Source organism: Candidatus Thiodiazotropha endoloripes, from assembly GCF_001708965.1.
GTDB classification, from domain to species: Bacteria; Pseudomonadota; Gammaproteobacteria; order Chromatiales; family Chromatiaceae; genus Thiodiazotropha; species Thiodiazotropha endoloripes.
Map to the genome: position 1 here is coordinate 2,000,121 of NZ_LVJW01000003.1, position 19,827 is coordinate 2,019,947.

The 19,827-nt window shown below is 53.0% G+C and carries 19 protein-coding genes; 5 read left to right on the forward strand and 14 right to left on the reverse strand.

Going from position 1 to position 19,827, the window contains the following annotated elements; genetic code table 11:
- Nucleotides 1-40: 40 nt before the first annotated feature.
- A complete protein-coding gene (locus A3193_RS08955; protein ID WP_162272493.1) occupies nucleotides 41-817 on the reverse strand; it encodes a pentapeptide repeat-containing protein in 777 nt (258 codons plus the stop codon).
- A 118-nt stretch (nucleotides 818-935) separates the two neighbouring features.
- Here A3193_RS08955 and fliK point away from each other — a divergent pair, with 118 nt between their 5' ends.
- The 3 genes from fliK to A3193_RS08970 are packed head-to-tail and all read left to right on the forward strand — an operon-like array spanning nucleotide 936 to nucleotide 2,779.
- Nucleotides 936-2,186, forward strand: coding sequence for a flagellar hook-length control protein FliK (gene fliK / locus A3193_RS08960; protein ID WP_162272494.1), 1,251 nt, complete (start codon nucleotides 936-938; stop codon nucleotides 2,184-2,186).
- A complete protein-coding gene (locus A3193_RS08965) occupies nucleotides 2,183-2,473 on the forward strand; it encodes an EscU/YscU/HrcU family type III secretion system export apparatus switch protein (protein WP_069006011.1) in 291 nt (96 codons plus the stop codon). The genes fliK and A3193_RS08965 overlap by 4 nt, the downstream gene beginning before the upstream one ends.
- A gap of 36 nt (nucleotides 2,474-2,509) precedes the next feature.
- The gene (locus A3193_RS08970) at nucleotides 2,510-2,779 is read left to right on the forward strand and encodes a hypothetical protein (RefSeq protein WP_069006012.1); all 270 of its coding nucleotides are present in this window, start codon (nucleotides 2,510-2,512) and stop codon (nucleotides 2,777-2,779) included.
- Between the two features lie 105 nt (nucleotides 2,780-2,884).
- Here the strand turns inward: A3193_RS08970 and A3193_RS08975 are convergent, their stop codons facing one another.
- The 10 genes from A3193_RS08975 to A3193_RS09020 all read right to left on the reverse strand — a co-directional run bounded on the left by A3193_RS08975 (nucleotide 2,885) and on the right by A3193_RS09020 (nucleotide 14,339).
- Nucleotides 2,885-4,144 carry an EAL and HDOD domain-containing protein gene (locus A3193_RS08975; protein WP_235614935.1) on the reverse strand — a complete coding sequence of 420 codons (1,260 nt, stop codon included), beginning with the start codon at nucleotides 4,142-4,144 and terminating at the stop codon, nucleotides 2,885-2,887.
- Between the two features lie 385 nt (nucleotides 4,145-4,529).
- Complete coding sequence (gene fliJ, locus A3193_RS08980; RefSeq protein ID WP_069006014.1) at nucleotides 4,530-4,958, reverse strand: flagellar export protein FliJ; 429 nt, start codon at nucleotides 4,956-4,958, stop codon at nucleotides 4,530-4,532.
- Nucleotides 4,959-4,975: 17 nt separating this feature from the next.
- The gene (gene fliI / locus A3193_RS08985) at nucleotides 4,976-6,379 is read right to left on the reverse strand and encodes a flagellar protein export ATPase FliI (RefSeq protein WP_069006015.1); all 1,404 of its coding nucleotides are present in this window, start codon (nucleotides 6,377-6,379) and stop codon (nucleotides 4,976-4,978) included.
- 5 nt (nucleotides 6,380-6,384) lie between these two features.
- Nucleotides 6,385-7,068, reverse strand: a complete 684-nt coding sequence (locus A3193_RS08990) for a flagellar assembly protein FliH (RefSeq protein ID WP_068993666.1) — start codon at nucleotides 7,066-7,068, stop codon at nucleotides 6,385-6,387.
- The gene (gene fliG / locus A3193_RS08995; RefSeq protein ID WP_139117054.1) at nucleotides 7,055-8,080 is read right to left on the reverse strand and encodes a flagellar motor switch protein FliG; all 1,026 of its coding nucleotides are present in this window, start codon (nucleotides 8,078-8,080) and stop codon (nucleotides 7,055-7,057) included. Before fliG ends, A3193_RS08990 begins: the two co-directional genes overlap by 14 nt.
- 19 nt (nucleotides 8,081-8,099) lie before the next feature.
- Nucleotides 8,100-9,782 carry a flagellar basal-body MS-ring/collar protein FliF gene (gene fliF, locus A3193_RS09000; protein ID WP_069006016.1) on the reverse strand — a complete coding sequence of 561 codons (1,683 nt, stop codon included), beginning with the start codon at nucleotides 9,780-9,782 and terminating at the stop codon, nucleotides 8,100-8,102.
- Between the two features lie 23 nt (nucleotides 9,783-9,805).
- Nucleotides 9,806-10,114: a flagellar hook-basal body complex protein FliE gene (gene fliE / locus A3193_RS09005; RefSeq protein WP_068994298.1), complete on the reverse strand. Its 309-nt coding sequence runs from the start codon at nucleotides 10,112-10,114 to the stop codon at nucleotides 9,806-9,808.
- A gap of 67 nt (nucleotides 10,115-10,181) precedes the next feature.
- A complete protein-coding gene (locus tag A3193_RS09010) occupies nucleotides 10,182-11,522 on the reverse strand; it encodes a sigma-54-dependent transcriptional regulator (RefSeq protein ID WP_069014560.1) in 1,341 nt (446 codons plus the stop codon).
- Nucleotides 11,519-12,751, reverse strand: a complete 1,233-nt coding sequence (locus A3193_RS09015; protein WP_069006018.1) for a sensor histidine kinase — start codon at nucleotides 12,749-12,751, stop codon at nucleotides 11,519-11,521. Before A3193_RS09015 ends, A3193_RS09010 begins: the two co-directional genes overlap by 4 nt.
- A 115-nt stretch (nucleotides 12,752-12,866) precedes the next feature.
- Entirely contained in the window at nucleotides 12,867-14,339 is a 1,473-nt protein-coding gene (locus tag A3193_RS09020) for a sigma-54 dependent transcriptional regulator (protein ID WP_069006019.1), read from the reverse strand.
- A gap of 283 nt (nucleotides 14,340-14,622) precedes the next feature.
- Here A3193_RS09020 and A3193_RS09025 point away from each other — a divergent pair, with 283 nt between their 5' ends.
- Nucleotides 14,623-15,264 carry an FHA domain-containing protein gene (locus A3193_RS09025; RefSeq protein ID WP_069006020.1) on the forward strand — a complete coding sequence of 214 codons (642 nt, stop codon included), beginning with the start codon at nucleotides 14,623-14,625 and terminating at the stop codon, nucleotides 15,262-15,264.
- A 12-nt stretch (nucleotides 15,265-15,276) separates the two neighbouring features.
- Nucleotides 15,277-15,642 (forward strand): PilZ domain-containing protein, encoded by a 366-nt coding sequence (locus A3193_RS09030; RefSeq protein WP_069006021.1) that lies wholly within the window; start codon nucleotides 15,277-15,279, stop codon nucleotides 15,640-15,642.
- A gap of 22 nt (nucleotides 15,643-15,664) precedes the next feature.
- Here A3193_RS09030 and radA read toward each other — a convergent pair whose 3' ends face one another.
- From radA to dnaB, 3 genes are read right to left on the reverse strand one after another with little or no spacing between them, the layout of a single operon-like run.
- Complete coding sequence (gene radA / locus A3193_RS09035) at nucleotides 15,665-17,038, reverse strand: DNA repair protein RadA (protein WP_069014561.1); 1,374 nt, start codon at nucleotides 17,036-17,038, stop codon at nucleotides 15,665-15,667.
- Nucleotides 17,038-18,135 carry an alanine racemase gene (alr, locus tag A3193_RS09040; protein ID WP_069014562.1) on the reverse strand — a complete coding sequence of 366 codons (1,098 nt, stop codon included), beginning with the start codon at nucleotides 18,133-18,135 and terminating at the stop codon, nucleotides 17,038-17,040. Before alr ends, radA begins: the two co-directional genes overlap by 1 nt.
- Nucleotides 18,135-19,541, reverse strand: coding sequence for a replicative DNA helicase (gene dnaB, locus A3193_RS09045; RefSeq protein ID WP_069006024.1), 1,407 nt, complete (start codon nucleotides 19,539-19,541; stop codon nucleotides 18,135-18,137). Before dnaB ends, alr begins: the two co-directional genes overlap by 1 nt.
- Between the last annotated feature and the right edge of the window lie 286 nt (nucleotides 19,542-19,827).

The following is a 19,827-nucleotide window of genomic DNA, read 5'->3' on the forward strand; positions in this document are numbered from 1 at the left end:
CAGGTTAAGGCCCTAACCTGGTTACCGCTGTTATCCCCACCTATCGACAGGCTCCCAATGACTGTTCAGCACATTGTCTGCCATCAGACCAGATAGCATCATCGAGCCGGGAACCCGTCAACAGCACCCCTTGCATCCGTGCACCGGTAAAGTCTGCAAAGCGTAGATCACCCTCTCTTAGGTCAGCATCACGAAGGTCGGCCCCCTGTAGATTGGCGCCAACCAGCAGTGCATTTGTCATTTGTGCATAACGCAGATCCGCCTTTCTCAAATCGGCATAACTGAGATCCGCAGCCGAGAGGTTGGTAGTACTGAACTTTCCCTGGCGCAATACAGCGCTGTTCAAATTGGCTCCAGCCAAACTCGATGAACCGACATCGATACCCAATAACAGACAGTTCCGCCAATTGACACCAGGTGCCGGGGGTTGATCACATTGGGGGGTATCAATCTTCTCTGGCATACCGATCAATAATGAGAGCAGTAACACCCCAACCAGAATCACCACAGAAACCACCAGTGGTACGACTGGAATCCTTCCCACTCGCGCCCGTTCTTTGGAGCGCTGCTTGGCTCTGGCCTCAACCTTGGCAATGGCCGCTTTATCTCCCGATTCAGCACGCATCTGCAGGGGAACAACGCCAGCAACCTTACCGATCTCCAGCCACTCCTTCTGATCCAGGCTGATCTGATCCGTCAGGTTTAATAACCCCTCGAGCAACTGCTGTCTGATACGAGCCTCGCTGACCGGTCCTGAGATCAAGCCATCATGGCGGGTGAACCAGGCCTTCGGGGATTCGCTGTTTTGTTCGTTCATAGTAAACCGCTGACTGGAAATTTGACCGGGCTCTGTCTTAGGACCTTCAAGCATCTCCTGAATGCGGAACGAAGCCAGAATTCCTGAAAGTGAACTATTTGGTCACCGGACTGTTAAGTTGAGTATACTTCTGATTATCCATCCACTGGAAGTTTCCATGCCCTTTTCGATCGCCAAAATTTTACCGCCACTGCCGACCACAACCAGTGCCAGATCACTGCTTGAGGCAATTCAGCCCGGACAGCTGTTAAAAGGCACAGCACTGTCCGAAAACCTCAATGGGGCGATGAGATTACAGATTGGCGTAACCCAGTTGACTGCCCAGACAACCTTGAGCGTCACACCCGGACAATCCCTGCTACTTCAGGTGGAAAAGGCCGGCAAGTTACCTGAATTGCGAGTCCTCACTCAACCCACCCAGAAAGAGTTGACTGCCTGGGCACTGAAGAGCAACCTACCGCGACAACAGCCTCTGCCTCAACTGTTCAAAGCCCTCACACAAATGGTCTCGGAACCTCAGGCAAAACCGCTACCGGAACCGGTCAGACAGGCGATCACTCAGGTTTTGACAAGCGCCCTTTCGATCGACAAACCAACCTTTAAAACTGAACTGAATACAGCATTGCAACTGAGCGGCAACCAGACTGAATCCCTACTGATTCGGCAATTACCGGTCAATCAGGATCTGAAGCTCAATCTGCTCAGACTGATCAGCATCATCAAACCCTATCTGGCTCAATCATTTGAGGCTGCAGGTCTAAAACTTCCCTTGGCTGGGACTGCTGCAACCAGCCAAACCAACCCATCGTCACCTGCCCCAGCATTGACCTTAGCCAACCAAATCCTGCAAACCACTTCGCAGGCGCCATTGCCTGCCCAGACCCTGGAGGCCAATCCCACGCTGAAGTTGTTGCTCGATCTGTTCAAACATCTCGATGGCGCCATTGCCAGGATTCAAACCAACCAGCTCAGTTCACTGCCACCGACAGACGAGTCAGCCAGACAGATCTGGCAGTTCGAGCTGCCGATACGACATGAAAACGGTTTTGACCTGTTTCACCTAAAAATTGCGCAGGATGGACATCGGGGAGCTGCCACCCAATCCGGATGGCAGTTAATCCTGCATATGAACATACAACCACTTGGTCCGATGCGTATCAGACTCCACCTGGTGGGTGAGAGCCTCTCGACCACCATCTGGTCGGAAAACCCTGATACATCGAAGCTGGTAAGCAACCATCTGGACAGGTTGCGCATCGGCTTTGAAACCGCCGGCCTGGAGGTAAAGAAGTTGGAATCCTTCCAAGGTGCTGCGCATACCGAAGAGGAGATACCCGGCGATCACTCATTACTCAACGAGCAGGCATGAATAAAAAAGACCTAGATACCTCGGATCTTGCTGTCGCACTCAAATACGATGGGGAGAATACCCCAAGGCTGACTGCGAAAGGCCGCGGTGAACTGGCTGAGAGAATCCTGGCTCTGGCGGAAGAGCACAACATACCATTGCATGAAGATGTGGAGCTTGCCGCCCTACTCTCGCAGATACCGCTTGGAGATGAGATACCCCAGGCTCTCTATCGGGCCGTTGCAGAGGTGATTGCCTTCGCCTATCTGCTTTCCGGAAAACGTCCGCCTGGATTTGAGGACCAATAACTGACCAACCAATACACAGCAATCACGGAGTGAATCATGTCTGCCAAACGAATCGCTTTGATCTATACCCTCTTGGTAGGTTCTGTTTTACTTGCCACGACACTGCAGGCTGATGAGATAGCCACTGAGCAAAAACCAACCGGTCAGAACAAAACCTATACCGCCGGTAGTGACAATAAACCGAAACTCAGTCGAAAATGCGCCATCTACTCAGGCATCTGTCCAATGAACAAACGCAGTGAGGTCGGTGCTTACTGCATATGCAATACACCTTCAGGGCCGATACACGGCGTTGTGATTCCATAGCGCCTGGTTGAACAACTGATTGAACAGGATTAGGCGTCAGGTAGGGAACGGTAGTTAATCCTGACAAATGAGAATCAACCCCATCCCTTGCGGATGGTTACAATCTCATTGTTCCTGAATATCCTCTGTGGAAAACACCCCTCTGATCTCCTCAACCCGTTCAAGCGCGTGGACATACATCGTATTCAACTGCTCTACCGGAAGGAGCTTTGTCGATTCACTCATCCAGTGGCATCTTTCGAGATCGATAGCGCATTGAAGTTCATTACCGAATGGGCCGGTGTGTCGCCCCAGAGCTTCGATCATATGGTCAGCCAGTGGAATCTCTTTGAGCAGTTGCTCCATCGGTTGATTCAACATCGCGTCGAGGGTGGATAGCAAGCCTATGGTATAGCCGCTATCAGGATGGCCCGAGTTAAACTCATCGGCCAATGCTCTGCACATCTCTGCCCTGACCAGACTGGTGGTAATCAATTCGGGAGAAGCCTCATCAAGACTGGCCATGACAAACAGCGTAGACCAGGCCCGCAGACGATTCAGACCGATAAAAACAACCGCCTCCCGGATCGATGTTATCTTGCGCGTCAACCCTTGAGCGGCAGAGTTTATGACCCGAAGCAGTTTAAAACTCAAATTGGGATCGAGCTCGATCAGTTTGGCGACATCCTCAATATCCGCATTGGGATCGTTGATCTGAGCGATGGTTCTGAGCAATACACTCCTGTTACCGGGATTTCGGGTAGTGCTGAGTGTTTGGGGCTTGGCAAAGAAATAGCCCTGAAACAGGTTAAAACCGAGACGTTTTGCGGTTTCGAACTGCTCACGGGTTTCCACTTTTTCAGCAAGCAGTGTGATACCGCGACTCAGCAGATCATTGATTGGCTCAACATATTTCTCGAGATCGAGCCCCAGAATCTCGACCTTGATCAATGAACAATAAGGCAGCAAGGGTATCCAGCGTTCCTCGAAACGATAGTCGTCCAATGCAATCGTATAGCCAGATTGATGGAGTTTTCGAATACCGTCAACAACCGCCGGTGTCAGCTCAAAGTCCTCCAGAACCTCGATCACAATCTGATGTGGGTCAACAGGCAGTGAAGTAAACTCTGTAAAAAACCGCTGAGTCATGTTGATGAATACACGATGCTTGCCAACCAGGCGATGCAGGCCAAACTCCAGAAAACTGTTCAGCACAGTACGGGCAGTCGCCATATCACCATCAAAACCCTGCTGCGAGTCAGAGATTGATCGATAGAGCAACTCATACCCATAGACATTCAGGTTTTTGTCGAGAATAGGCTGGCGACCCACCTGAACGACTTCCGGGGGTAGATGCAATTCAGCGTCTGGCATCGTTTCACTCATGCTGTTTATCATACATAAGTTAGAGTTATCAGTCCTTGATTTCAATAAAGCTAACTGTACGACTACCATGGTAGTTGAGCGGGAAAATGTGAATCCATTCGATTCTACAAACTTTGGAATGGAACAACATTGAGTAAGGAAAAAATCTGGCCGTTGCCACTGAACAACGAGCACGACCAAGCGTTACATTCTCTGCAACATACCAAAATGTCTGTACCGATTGGATTTGTGATAGCAGGTTTAAGCTTTGTAATTTATTCAGACTGCAGTGTTCAACTGCCTATGTAAGATAAAAAAACTGAGGTTTATGCAAGACGTCAAGCATCTACCGAATCTAGTGGGCCACTAGAGTTGGCTCGAAGAAAAGACCTTTATAAGAGCCGTGTCAGCGATTTCTTTGATTATGCTCGTCGCTCTCTTTCTGCTCTCTGCGATCTTCACTTTTCTGTTCTTCTTCACGATAACGATCGAGCACTTTATTCAGTGCCTGAGTACGACTGTGTTTCTGTTTCCAATTGGTTTTCTGGCTATTGTGATTGACCATACTGGCGGCAACGACCTGTTGCTGCTGATTGATCGCCTCATCCAACTTCGCAAGAAAGGTTCGGTACTCCTGCAGTTGTGTGGATGTCATCCCTTCCCGCGCCATCAGCTCAAAGCGCTCCAGATACTCTTGATGGTATTGCTTCAGCTGTTTTAGCTTCGCCTCCTCCTGCTCAAGATTCTTACGCGCCTTTCCCATCGTGCGCGCTGCATTCTGCTCCTTGGAGTGTGCGAATCTCTGTACTGGCTTGAGTCGTTTCGAAGGCGACATAGTCGATTCTCAGTTTGTTATTCCACAGGATTCGGCAGATTCAAACCTGCCGGCATCTCTGCTTCTGGCTCAAGTTCAGCTGGAAACAGGGTTTCAAGATCTTCAAGACTCTGCGCCAGAGTCACCGGTGTATGCATGTCCTGGCGTAAAAACTCATTCAGCGCCGGCATCGCTGAAATCGCAATATCGATCTGTTCATCACTACCTGGCTCATAAGCGCCAACACTGATCAAGTCTCTGTTCTGCTGATATAGAGAGTATAGATGCTTAAACGAGCGTGCGGCATCCTGATGGCTATAGCTGGTGATATCATTCATTGCACGACTGATTGAGGCTTCAATATCGATGGCAGGATAGTGGCCGGCATCCGCCAATTGTCGGGAGAGTACAATATGTCCATCCAAAATTGCCCGGGCGGCATCGGCGATCGGATCATTTTGATCGTCACCTTCAGTGAGGACCGTATAGAATGCGGTAATTGAACCGCCACCCTTATCGCCATTACCGGCCCGCTCCACCAGTTGCGGCAGTTTGGCAAAAACCGAAGGGGGATAACCCTTGGTGGCCGGCGGTTCATGGATGGCCAGGGCAATCTCACGCTGCGCCTGGGCATAGCGGGTAAGTGAGTCCATCAGCAGCAATACATGTTTGCCCTGTTCTCTGAAGCTCTCGGCAATACTGGTGGCGAGCATGGCGCCATGCATTCTTCGCAGCGGTGGATTGTCGGCCGGCACAGCAACCACGACGGCACGCTTCAATCCCTCTTTTCCCAGGATATTCTCGACAAACTCCTTCACCTCTCGACCACGTTCACCGATCAATCCCACCACGGTGACATCCGCATTGGTATAGCGTGTCATCATACCCAGCAGCACACTCTTACCAACACCGGAGCCGGCAAAAAGACCCAGTCGCTGGCCCCGGCCGACACTCAGCAGTGAGTTGATCGCACGCACACCGACATCCAATGGCTCCCTGATCGGGGTCCTGGCCAAGGGGTTGAAACTGGTTCCGGTCAGTGGACGACGTTCATCGTTGTGGATTGGTCCCAGGTTATCCAGCGGTTTTCCGGCGCCATCGATGACCCGTCCTAGCAGGTGCTCACCAACCACAGCTTCGCAGACACGCCCGGTCGGAATGACTCTCGCCCCCTGCTCCAGGCCATGAATATCTCCTGTGGGCATGAGGTAGAGACTGTCTTCACCAAATCCAACCACCTCGGACTCAATATGCGTACCGTTGCTGCTGACCACATCACATTGGCCTCCGATCACGGCACGGCAACCAATTGCCTCAAGGGTCAGACCAACCATTCGCGTCAATCGACCCTCAACCACCAGACCCCGGTCATCTCCGAGTCGATCCTGATAGCGGCGTAACCGTTCCGCCCAAATCTGATGTCTCTCCGCGCCCAGTTGCATGATGACTACTCCTCTTCCATCTGCTCGTCGATGGCACGGGCACCGGCCAACAGTGGCGCAATCAGACTGGCGAGCCTGGATTCCAATGATGCATCGACCTGGGAGGTATCGGTCACCACTTTACAGCCACCCCGATTGATCACCGGATCCTCAATCAGATGCCAACCCACTTCGGAATCACCCAGCGCGTAAACCTCACGTATCAGTTCAGCATCCTCCGGATGCAGCAGCAGTCGTACATTGCGTGAAGAGACCGGTAATACGGAAAGCGCTTCCCTGACCACGCCGACAATCAGGTTGGGGTCACTTTTGACCTCCCGGCGGACAAGCTGCTTAACAATCGCAATAACCAGCGCCAGCAGTTCTTTCTCAATCTGATTGTCCAGATTTCTCAATGGCCGTTCGAAGGTTTGCAGCAGGCGATCAAATTGAGAGGTATACTGTTTCAGCTCCAGCTGGGCCTGGTTCAGACCCTCTTTATGGCCATATTCAAATCCCTCCTGCTTACCCTTTTCGAATCCCTCTTCATAGGCCTGGCGCTGTATCGCCTCAAGCTCTTTTGCAGTAGGTGGCGCACTGGGGGGATTGATGGTGCCTCGATTTGTCCGTTTCTTGCCATCTCCCATTTCCGGCGGCAACCACTGCCTGATATCTGCAGTGCCACCGTCACCGGACTTAGACGAACTCATCGCCACCGCCTCCGAGCATGATTTCACCGGCATCCGCCAGGCGGCGTGCTACCTGTAGTATCTCTTTCTGCGAGGCCTCCACATCACTCAACTTGGCAGGAGCGGCTGCTTCCAGGTCATCCTTGAGCATTTCAGCTGCACGTTTCGACATATTCTTGAAGATCTTCTCTTTCAGTGCTTCATCGGCACCACGCAGCGCCAGCAGCAGCTGCTCGGTACTGACTTCACGCAGCAGTGCCTGAATACCCCGGTCATCCACATCGATGAGGTTTTCAAACACAAACATATTATCCTGCAGCTCCTGACCAAGATCCGAATCCACTTCAATGATCTCTTCCATCAGTTTGCTCTCAACCGCGCCATCCAGCATGTTGAGAATTTCGGCTGCAGTTTTAACTCCACCCAGGTTGGATGATTTGACGTTGGAGGCGCCGGAAAACTGCTTTTCAAGGATCTCATCAAGCTCCTGCAAAGCAACCGGTTGAATGCCATCCAGAGTGGCTATGCGCATGATCACATCAGTACGTACGCGATCAGCGAACTGACTGACCACCTGAGCAGCCTGATCCGGCTCCAGAAAAGAGAGTACGATGGCGATGATTTGTGGATGCTCTAGGCGAATCAACTCGGCAATTCCGCGGGGATCCATCCACTTCAGTTGTTCGAGACCTTTACTGTTGCGACCCAGAAGGATGCGGTCGATGACACCGCCGGCCTTATCCTCTCCCAAGGCATTGGTGAGCATATTGCGAATATATTCATCAGAGCCCAGTCCTAAGGCAGTCTGTTTTTCCAGTGTGGATACAAATTGATGCATCACCGCTTCCATCTGGTCCGTGCTCACCCCTGTCAGAGAGGCCATTGCAAGCCCCACATCCTGAACCTCTTTGGGTCCCATATGACGGAGGATTTCAGCCGCATCTTTCTCACCCAGTGCCAGCAACAGAATTGCAGACCGTTCAAGTCCACTCGTTTTGTTGACATCCGAGGCATTACCATCAGATGCCGTCATTGCTTGTTTAGCCGTTTGATTATTTGTTGCCATCTTCAGCAATCCACTTTTTAACTACCTGAGCCACTCGCTTAGGATCGTCTTGAATCATATTACGTGCGGCATCCAGTGTTTTCTCATAACTTCTCGGCCCTGGCAGCTGCAGGGAATCATCATCTTCGGACAGCATACCCATTTCACCACCGCCAGCGCCACCAGGCATCTGCGCCATACCCCCCTCACCTGCAACGGCCCCTGCGGTCGCCATCGATTCACTCATCTGTGTCGTCACCACCTGCTTGGTCAGTCGGGTCATGGTGGGCTTCAGCACCCCGAAAACCAACAGCAGGAACAGCAATGCGCCGCCAACCTGACGAATCAGATCCCAAAACCAGCTCTGTTCCCACATCGGCACTTCTGGCAGTGGTTCCATGGGCTGAGGGATATAGAAAGCCTCACTGATCACCTGCACTCTGTCACCACGCTGAACGTCGAATCCGACTGCCTCTTTGACCAGGTTGGAGATGCGAGTAATCTCTTCCGCTGTCCGCTCGACCGGCACGGCCACCCCATCCTCACCAGCCTGGTAACGATCATTCACCACAACAGCGACTGAGAGTTTGCGTAGCCGACTGCTGGGCAGACGGGTGTGGCTGATGGTCTTGTCCAGCTCGAAATTGCGGGTGGCCCGTTTGCTGGTATTGACCGGAGTACCACCAGCTTCACCCTCTGCACCACCAGCCACCTGAGGCGCATTCGCAGCGGCCGGAGGCTGATTGGTCAGTGCACCGGGAACACCCTGTACATCGCTCAACACAGATTGCTGCTCATTGATCTGCTCTGATCGCAGTGCGTTCACATCCGGATTATAGTATTCCTGGGTCTGTTCAACATAGGTGAAATCCATATCGGCGGTAACTTCAGCACGTAGGTTTTCCCGTCCGACCACAGGTTCAAGGATATCTTCAATCCGCTGCTTGTAGTGACCTTCAAGCTCGCGGGTGTATTCAAATTGCCGGGAAGTCAGCTGCATTTCACGGCTGTCTTTCTTGGTGCTCAGCAGACGCCCTTTCTGATCGACCACGGTGACATTTGAAACATCCAGTTCAGGGACGCTCGAGGCAACCAGATGAGTGATCGCTTCCACTTGCCCCTTTTCAAGGCTGCGTCCGGGATAGAGTTTCACCACAACCGAAGCGCTGGGGAATTTTCTTTTACGGATAAACACCGACTGTTTCGGTGTTGCCAGATGTACCCGGGCGCTGTCCACATTGGCCATTGTCATGATCGAACGGGCCAGTTCCCCTTCGATGGCACGTTGATAACGGGCCGTCTCCACCAGTTTGCTGGTAGAGAATCCGGTATCCTCCTGCATCAGTTCAAAACCGGTCGATCCGGAACGCGGCAAACCTTGGCCGGCAAGTTTCATCCGCGCCTCTTGCAGGCTGGAACTGGGCACCATCACGATGCCGTTGGCCTGATCGATTTCATAATCGATACCGGCCTGCTGCAGAGCCTGTGAGATCTCCATGGCATCCTTGTTGGGTAGGTTACCGAACAGTGGTGCATAGCTCGGCTTCTGGGTCCACAGCACAACGGCCACCCCCAAGGCGACACTGGCTGCTATCCCCACCATCACGGCGATCTGCCTGACGATGGGATTATCCTGTATACGCGCCACTTCGACTTCGTTTGCTGCTTGTTCGGGAGTTACGGTTGCCATTTTTCGCCTTCTTATTCAATCAGTTAGATTGGCATACTCATTACGTCTTTGTAGGCCTCAACCAGCTTGTTGCGGACCTGCACCATGGCTTCGAAAGAGAGGCTCGATTTTTGTGCCGCGATCATCACCTGAGCCAGATCCATCTCCCCTTCACCGCTCTCAAAGCTGGTACGTAGTGCACTGGCTTCCTGTTGGATCGAGTTAACCCGGTCGATCGATTGCTTCAGCAGATCGGAAAAATCGGCCCCTGAGCTTTTCGGTGACTCCTGTGCATTGTCAGCAGCTTGAGCAGACATCACCCGCATTTGCGCCAATACTTGATCAATGTTCATGCTGTTGTTCATTTGCAAAGCTCCATTATCTTTATAACTACATAGGTCTATGCACTATCCGCACCAGTTAGCCCGGTATGGCCACACCCGCATCCCGCATACGGGCAATCTTGTAACGTAATGTCCGTTCACTGATACCGAGACGACTGGCGACATGTTTTCTGCTGATCCCACCTTCACCCAGGGCATCCAGGATCATCTGCTCCTCCACTGAACGGAGATCGTCAGGAAGTTTTCCAGCATTGCCGGTTTGTCGCTCCATCTCGGGCTTGGCATCAGTGGCAGTCGACTCGAAGCAGAGGTCATCAACACCGATCTCGCCACTGCCTTTGAGAATCAGTGCACGCTGCATCAGATTGTCCAGCTCACGGACGTTGCCGGGCCAGGGATGTGACATGAGTTGCTGCTCTGCAGTTTCACTGAACTGTGGCAGTTTTTGGCCGGGACGCAGACTCTTCTGCAACAGATGGTTGGCCAGCGGCAGAATATCCCGTGTCCGCTCACGCAGCGGTGGTAATGTCAGTGGGAAGACATTGAGGCGATAGTAGAGGTCTTCACGAAATCGGCCGGCCGAAACCTCCTCCCGAAGCTTGCGATTGGTGGTTGCAAGAACCCGTACATCCAGTTCAATCATTTTACGACCACCCAGCCTTTCCAGCTCCTTCTCCTGCAGCACCCGTAACAATTTGGCCTGCAGAGCCAGACTCATCTCGGAGATCTCATCCAGTAAAAGGGTGCCGCCCTGGGCCTGTTCAAATTTACCGGCTGTGGCCTGATAGGCACCGGTGAAGGCCCCTTTTTCATAACCGAACAGCACGGCTTCGAGCATGTTTTCAGGAATCGCGGCGCAATTGATCGCAATGAAAGGCCCGTTATTTCGTGGTGAATGTTGATGGATATAGCGGGCGAAGACTTCCTTACCCGTACCGCTCTCACCATTCAGCAATACTGTGGCCTCGCTTTGCGCCACCCGATGGGCCAATTCGAGCATTTCACGGCTACGCACATCTTCAGCAACCGGGCCGGCCTCGGCTGATTCCACCAGCGGTAGAATATTACCCGCCACTTTGCTGACCAGAACTTCCGCTTCAAAAGGTTTGACCAGATAGTCGACTGCGCCGTCATGCATCGCCATCACAGCCTTTTCAATACTCCCGTAAGCGGTCATCAACAGGACCGGCAGATCGGGATAGCCTTTTCTGACCTCTCGCAACAGGGTGTGGCCATCCATGGGTTGCATCTGTACATCACTGACGACCATGCCAACAGCTTCCTGCCTTAACAGCTCAAGGGCCGATCTGCCCTCTTCTGCGGTGACCACCGAATAACCGGCCAGTTCAAGGGTATCGCTCAGCGCTTCCCGCAGTGCAGGATCGTCTTCTACTATCAGCACCGTCGTCTGACTCATGACAGGCTCCTTATCTGTGCAACGCCAAGCGTTCGTTTTTCTTTGTTGAATCCCACCGGAGAGATCTGTTCGATTGCCGGTGTGGCAAGTGGGAAATGGATTTGGAAGAGTGCCCCGCCAAGGCTTGAGTGGCTTGCCAGAATCTCACCACCATGGTTAAGCACCAGATTCTGTACCACCGCCAAACCTAAACCTGTGCCGCCGCTTCTGGTGGTGAAAAATGGATCAAAAATCCGTGGCAACAGCTCATCGGAAATGCCATTACCATCATCGGCCAGATGAATCTCTATCTCGTCTTCAACATGCAGTACGATCTGAACAACCTTCGCCCCTTGCTGGGTAGCGTTTTCCAGGAGATTACTCAACATACCCAGTAAGGCATCCTCACGCCCGAGCATGACTGCCCGTCCCTGACTCTGGTCATCAATCACCAATGAGACACCACTCTGTTGCAGATCATGCTCGACAGTCGAGGAAAAATGCTTAAGCAGATCACTGAGTAGAATGCGCGACTCTCCTGCATCTTCACCCCGGGCAAACATCAGGATGTCGTGAATTTGACGCTCCATATGCTGCAACCGATCTCTCAACTTGGAGGTAAATTGTTGACGTTTGGCCGGATTCAGATCATCGCTGGCAAGATGGGAGGCATAGAGTAAGGCGCTGCTCAACGGGGTACGCATCTGATGGGCCAGTTGAGCGGACATTTCACCCATCGCGGTCAACCGCTCACGACGGTTGAGCCGTTCCTGTAACTTGCGCGTTTCGGTGATATCAACCAGCACCAGAATATAACCAGGCGCCTGCTCCAGCCGACTGGATGAAAGTGTCAGCAAATGACCACTGAGCAGTTTCATCTCGTTGCCTTTGATCACGCCGCCCAGTGCCTTTTGGCGAACGACCTCCGGCCAGAGCTCCATCGCCTCGAGTCTGCCCAGCAGACGTTCTGCAGCCGGGTTGAACTCACGAATCCGCTCTTCACCATCGAGTACGATCACCGCCGCAGGTAGGGTCTCCAGCAATCGTTCCAGACGATCGGCCAGACGCTCTTTCTCAGCCAGCTGCACCATCCGCTCGCTACGTGCCGCCGCCAGCTCCTGACTCAGTTCCAGAACCTGGGATTGCAACTGCTGGTAGGAGCCGGTCAACTCTTCGGAGAGTTGATTGAACATGTTGAAGGCCGCCTCAAGGGCGTGTTGTCGATCGGCAAGTGATGGTTTTGGTGACACGTCGATAGCCTCTGTGGTCAGTCTTCATTCATCACTGACTAAAGAGGCAAAATATGTGCCTATATTTGTTTTTTCTTTATTTTCAGTATGTTAATAATTCTAAACTGAGGAAACGTCAAATTCCCGTCGACTCTGTTTGACGCTGAAGGCCATATTTCCGTAACTTCTCCACCAGTGTGGTACGCCGCATATGCAAGCGTTTGGCAGCATGGGCTACGATACCGTCCGACTCATCCAGGGCCTGTTGAATGAGACTCTGCTCCAGGGAGTTGAGGTGGGCCTTGAGGTCGATGCCGTCATTCGGCAGTCTTGGCGCATTCTGGGTCGTGCCAGGCTCATCCCCCTCAAGACTGACCTGTGGCAGCTTGGTGGTGTCGATCAATTCAGCCGCCGGTTTGAACTTCTCCGGCAGCTCCCCTATATCCACAACCCCATAGGGATAGAGGATCGCCAATCGTTCGATCAGATTGGCCAGCTCCCTGACATTTCCAGGCCAGCGGTAGTGACTCAAAGCTGCAATTGCTGCAGGTGTCAGTCTCACGGAACCCCGCTTCTCATTCTCAATCCGGTGGATCAGGTCATTCACCAGTACCGGGATATCTTCAACCCGGTCCCTCAGCGGAGGCATCTCAATCGGGAATACGTTGAGACGATAGAAGAGGTCTTCACGAAAATCACCGTTTTTGATCGCTGATTCGAGATTACGGTGGGTTGCGGCAATGATCCGCACATTACAGGGGATGGTCTTGTTGCTGCCGACACGTTCAAACGAGCGCTCCTGTAAGACTCTAAGCAGTTTGACCTGCATCGGCATGCTCATGTCACCGATCTCATCGAGGAACAGGGTGCCACCCTCGGCCATCTCAAAACGACCCTGGCGGGCACTGATCGCCCCGGTAAACGCCCCTTTCTCGTGACCAAACAGCTCACTCTCCAGCAGATCACCCGGAATCGCACCACAATTCACCGGCACAAACGGTTTACCACGGCGAACCGAGTGAAAATGGAGTTTACGGGCAACCACCTCTTTACCGGTGCCCGACTCACCGAGAATCAGAACGGTCGCCTCGGAATCGGCAACCTGTTCAATCATCTTATTGACCTGGCGTGTCGCGCGGCTGCTACCGGAGAGACTGCGGAACAGCTCCACAGGTCGTGAACTGCCCGCTTCGGGATTTTTCAGCTCCTGAAACACCTGTGCCTTGTGGGCCAGCGCCATGAGATCATCGTAGAGGGTGGGCAGCTTGAAACTGCCGATGACATTTTCCAAACCTTCGAAGAGTTGAGGTGTACCCTCTTGTTCATCATAGATTTGAAATACCGGCAAATTGGGATAACTCTCGGCAAGATCCCTGACCACGGCCTGCTGCTTGTCGCGCCCCTGTCCGGCACCGACCATCACGGCCACACAGTTAAACCGACTCTGCTCACTGAGTTCGATCTGAGAGATGTCATCAACCACAACCACATCCCCTTCCACAAAGCTCAGAATGTGTTGTAGATAATTTTGACGCTGATCGTCTTGATCGAAAAGATAAATACAGAGATTAGGAAACACTGAACCGTCTTTGTCAGAACTATGCCCCATTCATCAGGCCCTAATTGCGGTGAGAATTTCTTAGCAATGGTGCGAAGTTAAGCAGCATTTTTGCTAAATGTCAAAATTACGACGATCCAAGATTTTAATTAAACAAGTTCTATTAAGATATTGTTATTAAATAAGGTTAGCAAAAATACAGGCTGATATTGAAATCTTCTCTACGCAGTAGTTTAATTCCCAGAATAGGAATTAGAAAGTGAGTTAACTAGTGATTTATCAATAAAACTGGATATATACTTAGATTTGTACAGGTTGTATCTAAAATAGCTCCATGCCAAAACTAACCCTCTCCTTCAAAGGTCGAGTTATCGACGTTTTTCACCTTGAAGCCGATTCGACCAAAATCGGTCGTGATCCGGACTGTGCCATCGCCATCGATAGCCTGGCCATCGCGCCACTGCAAGCCACCATCACCGAATCCGGGGATGTCTATCGCCTGGAAGCTCAGGATGAGGCTTTTCCGGTGCTGGTAAACCATGAAAAGACAGAAGAGATCAATCTCCATCATGGTGATGTCATACAGATCGGCAAACACACCCTCACCTTCGCTGAGGATGTGATGGAACTGGGTGCGGATCTTACTCTCCCCCATGCCCCTGCGGAGGAGCAGTCCCAAGCAGAGAAAGAAGATGGAAGCGAGGAAGAGGAAGACGCTTCGTCCAGCGTGCTGCAGATTGTCAATGGCGACAATTTCGGCCGCATTATCTCGCTACACCGCCACATGACCCGGATCGGGCATACCGGTGGGGATTGCGCCATGATCGCCCGTCGAGAAGAGGGCTACTACATCTCCTTTCTCGAAGGGGTAAATCCCCCCACAGTGAACAAGCAACCCCTTGCAGATCAGGGTCAGCTGCTGAATGACGGGGATTTGATCGAAGTGGGCGGCACACAGATGCAGTTTCACGCCTAACCAGAGTCATTTATGAGTGATCACGAAAACAAAGAGCGCAGACGCTTTCACCGCATCATTTTCGACGCTCGGGCCACCCTTGAAACCAGCAGCGGTAGCTATGAAACCGAACTGATCGATATCTCCTTGAAAGGCGCCCTGGCAAGGATACCGACAGCCTGGTCACCCGAGGTGGGTGAGAGTGTCACCCTGAAAGTGCTGTTGGACGATGGGGGTACCATTTCGATGTTGGCCTCCTGCGCCCATGTCGAAAAGGATCAGCTGGGCCTGCTCTGTGAAGAGATCGATATGATCAGCATCTCCCTGCTGCGCCGCCTGGTTGAACTGAATATCGGTGACGACATCATCCTGCAGAGAGATCTGGAAGCCCTCGGCTAGTGGGCCACGCCTTGCTGCCGATTCAAGTAATCTGTAAAACCTCAGCAAGGGTCTCAACCGGAACAACTTCCAGACCGGCAATCGGCTGTTTCGGGGCGTTGGCTTTAGGCACCACGGCACGTTTGAAACCATGTTTCGCCGCCTCACGCAACCGTTCCGGTCCATTAGGGACCGGCCTGATCTCCCCGGTCAATCCCAATTCACCGAATACCACCAGTCCCTGATCGAGTGGTCGATTACGAAAACTGGAGAGGGCCGCCATCAACACAGCCAGGTCCGATGCGGTCTCGGTGATCCGCACCCCGCCGACCACATTGACATAGACATCCTGGTCGAACATGCCGATACCGCCATGCCGGTGGAGCACCGCCAGCAACATGGAGAGCCGGTTCTGTTCCAGCCCCAGAGTGATACGTCGCGGATTGGCCAGGGGACTCTCATCCACCAGCGCCTGGACCTCGACCAGCAGTGGGCGGGTTCCCTCACGGGTCACCAGAATCACACTGCCCGGCACCTGCTCCGCCTGGCGCGACAGAAATATGGCGGAAGGATTGCTGACCGCCTTCAACCCCTTGTCGGTCATGGCAAACATGCCCAGCTCATTGACCGCACCGAAACGATTCTTGATGGTACGGATCAGACGAAACTGACTTCCCGCCTCTCCTTCGAAATAGAGCACCGTATCCACCATATGCTCCAGCACCCTGGGTCCGGCCAGGCTGCCCTCCTTGGTCACATGGCCAACCAGAAACAGTGCCGTACCACTGCGTTTGGCGTAATGCACCAGTTGCGCCGTTGCCTCCCTCACCTGGGAGACGGAACCCGGTGCAGACTGCAGCAGTTCGGTATACATGGTCTGAATTGAATCCAGCACCATCACCTGCGGCTTCTCCTGCTCGGCAACAGCGATTATTCTATCAACACAGGTTTCGGGTAACAGTTTCAACTTCTCGACCGCCAGGTCGAGTCGCATGGCACGTAGCGATATCTGCCTTGGAGACTCTTCGCCCGATACATAGAGAGAGCGCATGTTCACCGACAATCTGGCCAGGGTCTGGATCAGCAGGGTTGACTTGCCGATGCCGGGATCACCACCAATCAGCACCACCGAACCTTCGACCAAGCCCCCGCCCAGAACCCGATCAAGTTCCGCACTGTCGGTGGTGGTACGAGCCTCATGCGCTATCTCTACCTCAGTCAGCGGCATCACCTGCTGACCACCGGTTCCCGCATAACCGGCAAAGCGTCCCTTAGCGGATGTGGCCGGGGCCAGGCTCTCCTCCAGTACATTCCAGGAGTGGCACTCGGAACACTGACCGGACCATTTGGCAAAACTGGCGCCACAGGCACTGCAGGTATATAGGGTTTTTGCCGCTTTTTTACCGCCCTGTGCCATCACACCTCCAGCTGCTGGCGATTGAGATCGTGAAATCGAACCCGTCGCTTGACACCGCAGAGCAGTTCATAGGCGATGGTACCGGCCTGCCGGGCGATCTCCTCCACCGGCAATTCCCCTCCCCACAAAACCGCCTCATCGCCAACCTCTATTCCGCTCAGCGCCCTGGCATCGACACACAGCATGTCCATCGAAACCCGTCCAACCAGTGGAAGGCGAACCCCATTGACCAGCACTGGTGTGCCGTTCGGCGCATGACGGGGATAACCGTCCCCATAGCCAATCGCAACCACGGCCACCGGCATGGCTTCGGGACAGACATAGCTCCCCCCATAGCCGATTGCATCTCCCGCCTGACAGGACTTGACCGCCATCACCCGACTGCTCAGGGTCATCACCGGTTGCAGTCCCAACTCTGCTGCAGTTGTATTGATGAAGGGGGAAGCACCGTACAACATGATACCGGGCCGCACCCAGTCAAAACGGGTTGCAGGATTGGCCAGAAGTCCGGCTGAATTTGCCAGTGAGCGTGCACGATAAGGGGATGGATCGATTTGCATCAGCTGCTCACACTGAGTGGCAGTCATCGGATCGTCAGGATCATCCCCATTGGCCAGATGGCTCAACAGATTGATATCACCAACAACCGGCAGAGCCTTGAGTTGCGCCAGGCTATGGTTGAGCTCACCCGGTGTAAATCCCAGTCTGTGCATGCCGCTATCAAGCTTTAACCAGACGGATAGCCGCTGGCCAGTCGAGGAGAGGGACTGCAAAACATCCAACTGACCTCGATGATGTACAACCACCTGCAGGTCTGCATATATGGCTTGTTCGAAATCAGATCGACTGATACAGGCTGAGAGTACCAACAGGGGCTTGACCACACCCTGCTGTCTGAGCGCCAGTGCTTCATCAAGCCGCGCAACGGCAAACCCATCTGCCTCATCCAAAGCCTCGACAACCCGGAACAGACCATGGCCATAACCGTCCGCTTTGATGACTGCCCAGATTCGACTCGTGTCAGCGGCTTGTCGTGCAAGTCTCAGATTGTGCCTCAGGGCAGCATGATCGATTGATGCCTGTGGGGCAAACTCCATCAATACCCCTCGTCGCCGTAGACATCTTCCGTATAGTTTTCAAATTTGGTGTATTTACCAAGAAAGGTCAGACGTGTGGTTCCAATCGGGCCATTACGCTGTTTACCGATGATAATCTCGGCAATGCCTTTGTCCGGGCTGTCTTCGTTGTAGACCTCATCCCGATAGATGAAGACGATCAGATCCGCATCCTGCTCAATCGCACCGGACTCACGCAGGTCAGACATGATCGGCCGTTTGTTGGTTCTCTGCTCAAGGCTGCGATTGAGCTGAGACAGAGCGATCACCGGTACATCCAACTCCTTAGCCAACGCCTTCAGGGAGCGGGAGATGGCGGAGATCTCATTGGTCCGGTTCTCCCCTTCTCCAGGTGCCTGCATCAACTGCAGATAATCGATCACAATCAGTCCGAGATCATCGTGTTCCCGTTTCAGTCGACGGGCTCTGGCACGCACCTCGGTCGGCGACATGGCCGGCGTATCGTCGATATAGAGCCTGGTTTCAGCCAGCATACTTACGGCGGAAGAGAGTCTCGGCCACTCCTCATCCTCCAGTTTACCGGTTCGCACCCGCAACTGATCGATACGCCCCAGGGATGACATCATACGCATCGCCAGGGCGTCACCCGGCATCTCCATACTGTAGACAGCCACCGCCTTGCCCGCCTGTATGGCCACATTCTCGGCAATATTCATGGCAAAGGTGGTCTTACCCATCGAGGGACGGCCGGCAACAATAATCAGGTCCGCATGTTGCAGACCAGAGGTCATCTGATCAAAATCGGAAAACCCGGTACTGATACCGGTGATCGGTTCGTCCTGCTGGAACAGGGTCTCAATCCGGTCAACCGCCTTGGTCAGCAGGGATTTGATTGGTGTGAATCCACCCTTACCCTTACTGGTCTGTTCAGCGATCTCAAAAACCTTGCGCTCAGCGACATCAAGCAGCTCTTCAGCCTTACGGCCCAGAGGGTGAAAAGCACTATCGGAGATATCGGTACCAACAGAAATCAGCTGGCGCATTACCGAATACTCACGCACGATACCGGCATAGGATTTTATGTTTGCCGCACTGGGCGTCTCTTCCGCAAGGCGTACCAGATAGGGTAAGCCACCGGCATCCTCAAGCTCCTCTTTACGCTCCAGATGCTCTGCCAGGGTTACCACATCAAAAGGCTGATTATCCTCTGCCTGCGCGGCGATGGCGCTGAAGATCAAACGATGCTCTTTGCGATAGAAATCCCCATCAACCACCAGATCCGCCACCTTGTCCCAACTGGCATTATCCAGCAGCAATCCCCCAAGGAGCGATTGCTCGGCCTGGTTTGAGTGGGGCGGTACCTTGATCGCCCGCTGTTCGACTTCCGGATAGACAGCAAGCTCTTCTGGATAGGCAGATTCAGACATCGGAATTAGTTAGTTTCTGGGTTGAACCAAATTGGCAGCAGGGACAGACAAGGATACGGTATTGGAGGAGTCGAGGAAAGAGAACCTGTCCCTTGCTTCGGCTGGAGCATGCATCAAAACGGCCGGATGGGGGAATGAAAAGCCGCTGATCAATCACCGTGCTGAGAGGAGTATTGAAGGTAGTGTGGCAAAAGGTTGAAACAACTGCAAAAACAGTCAGCTGCAAACCATTGAGCCATAGCGAAAGCGAAGCTGTCGTGCCGCTGGCTGAAACAGCCGGCATCAC

Bases quoted from the DNA above. Each gene is read 5' to 3' on its own strand.
- A3193_RS09025 (WP_069006020.1), top strand. From the start codon at position 14,623: ATGCCAAAACTAACCCTCTCCTTCAAAGGTCGAGTTATCGACGTTTTT.
- fliE (WP_068994298.1), bottom strand. From the start codon at position 10,114: ATGAACATTGATCAAGTATTGGCGCAAATGCGGGTGATGTCTGCTCAA.
- A3193_RS08965 (WP_069006011.1), top strand. From the start codon at position 2,183: ATGAATAAAAAAGACCTAGATACCTCGGATCTTGCTGTCGCACTCAAA.
- A3193_RS09020 (WP_069006019.1), bottom strand. From the start codon at position 14,339: ATGGGGCATAGTTCTGACAAAGACGGTTCAGTGTTTCCTAATCTCTGT.
- A3193_RS08955 (WP_162272493.1), bottom strand. From the start codon at position 817: ATGAACGAACAAAACAGCGAATCCCCGAAGGCCTGGTTCACCCGCCAT.
- A3193_RS09010 (WP_069014560.1), bottom strand. From the start codon at position 11,522: ATGAGTCAGACGACGGTGCTGATAGTAGAAGACGATCCTGCACTGCGG.
- fliI (WP_069006015.1), bottom strand. From the start codon at position 6,379: ATGCAACTGGGCGCGGAGAGACATCAGATTTGGGCGGAACGGTTACGC.
- A3193_RS08970 (WP_069006012.1), top strand. From the start codon at position 2,510: ATGTCTGCCAAACGAATCGCTTTGATCTATACCCTCTTGGTAGGTTCT.
- fliJ (WP_069006014.1), bottom strand. From the start codon at position 4,958: ATGTCGCCTTCGAAACGACTCAAGCCAGTACAGAGATTCGCACACTCC.
- A3193_RS08975 (WP_235614935.1), bottom strand. From the start codon at position 4,144: ATGAGTGAAACGATGCCAGACGCTGAATTGCATCTACCCCCGGAAGTC.
- radA (WP_069014561.1), bottom strand. From the start codon at position 17,038: ATGGCACAGGGCGGTAAAAAAGCGGCAAAAACCCTATATACCTGCAGT.
- fliG (WP_139117054.1), bottom strand. From the start codon at position 8,080: ATGACGGCATCTGATGGTAATGCCTCGGATGTCAACAAAACGAGTGGA.
- dnaB (WP_069006024.1), bottom strand. From the start codon at position 19,541: ATGTCTGAATCTGCCTATCCAGAAGAGCTTGCTGTCTATCCGGAAGTC.
- A3193_RS09030 (WP_069006021.1), top strand. From the start codon at position 15,277: ATGAGTGATCACGAAAACAAAGAGCGCAGACGCTTTCACCGCATCATT.
- fliF (WP_069006016.1), bottom strand. From the start codon at position 9,782: ATGGCAACCGTAACTCCCGAACAAGCAGCAAACGAAGTCGAAGTGGCG.
- A3193_RS08990 (WP_068993666.1), bottom strand. From the start codon at position 7,068: ATGAGTTCGTCTAAGTCCGGTGACGGTGGCACTGCAGATATCAGGCAG.
- alr (WP_069014562.1), bottom strand. From the start codon at position 18,135: ATGGAGTTTGCCCCACAGGCATCAATCGATCATGCTGCCCTGAGGCAC.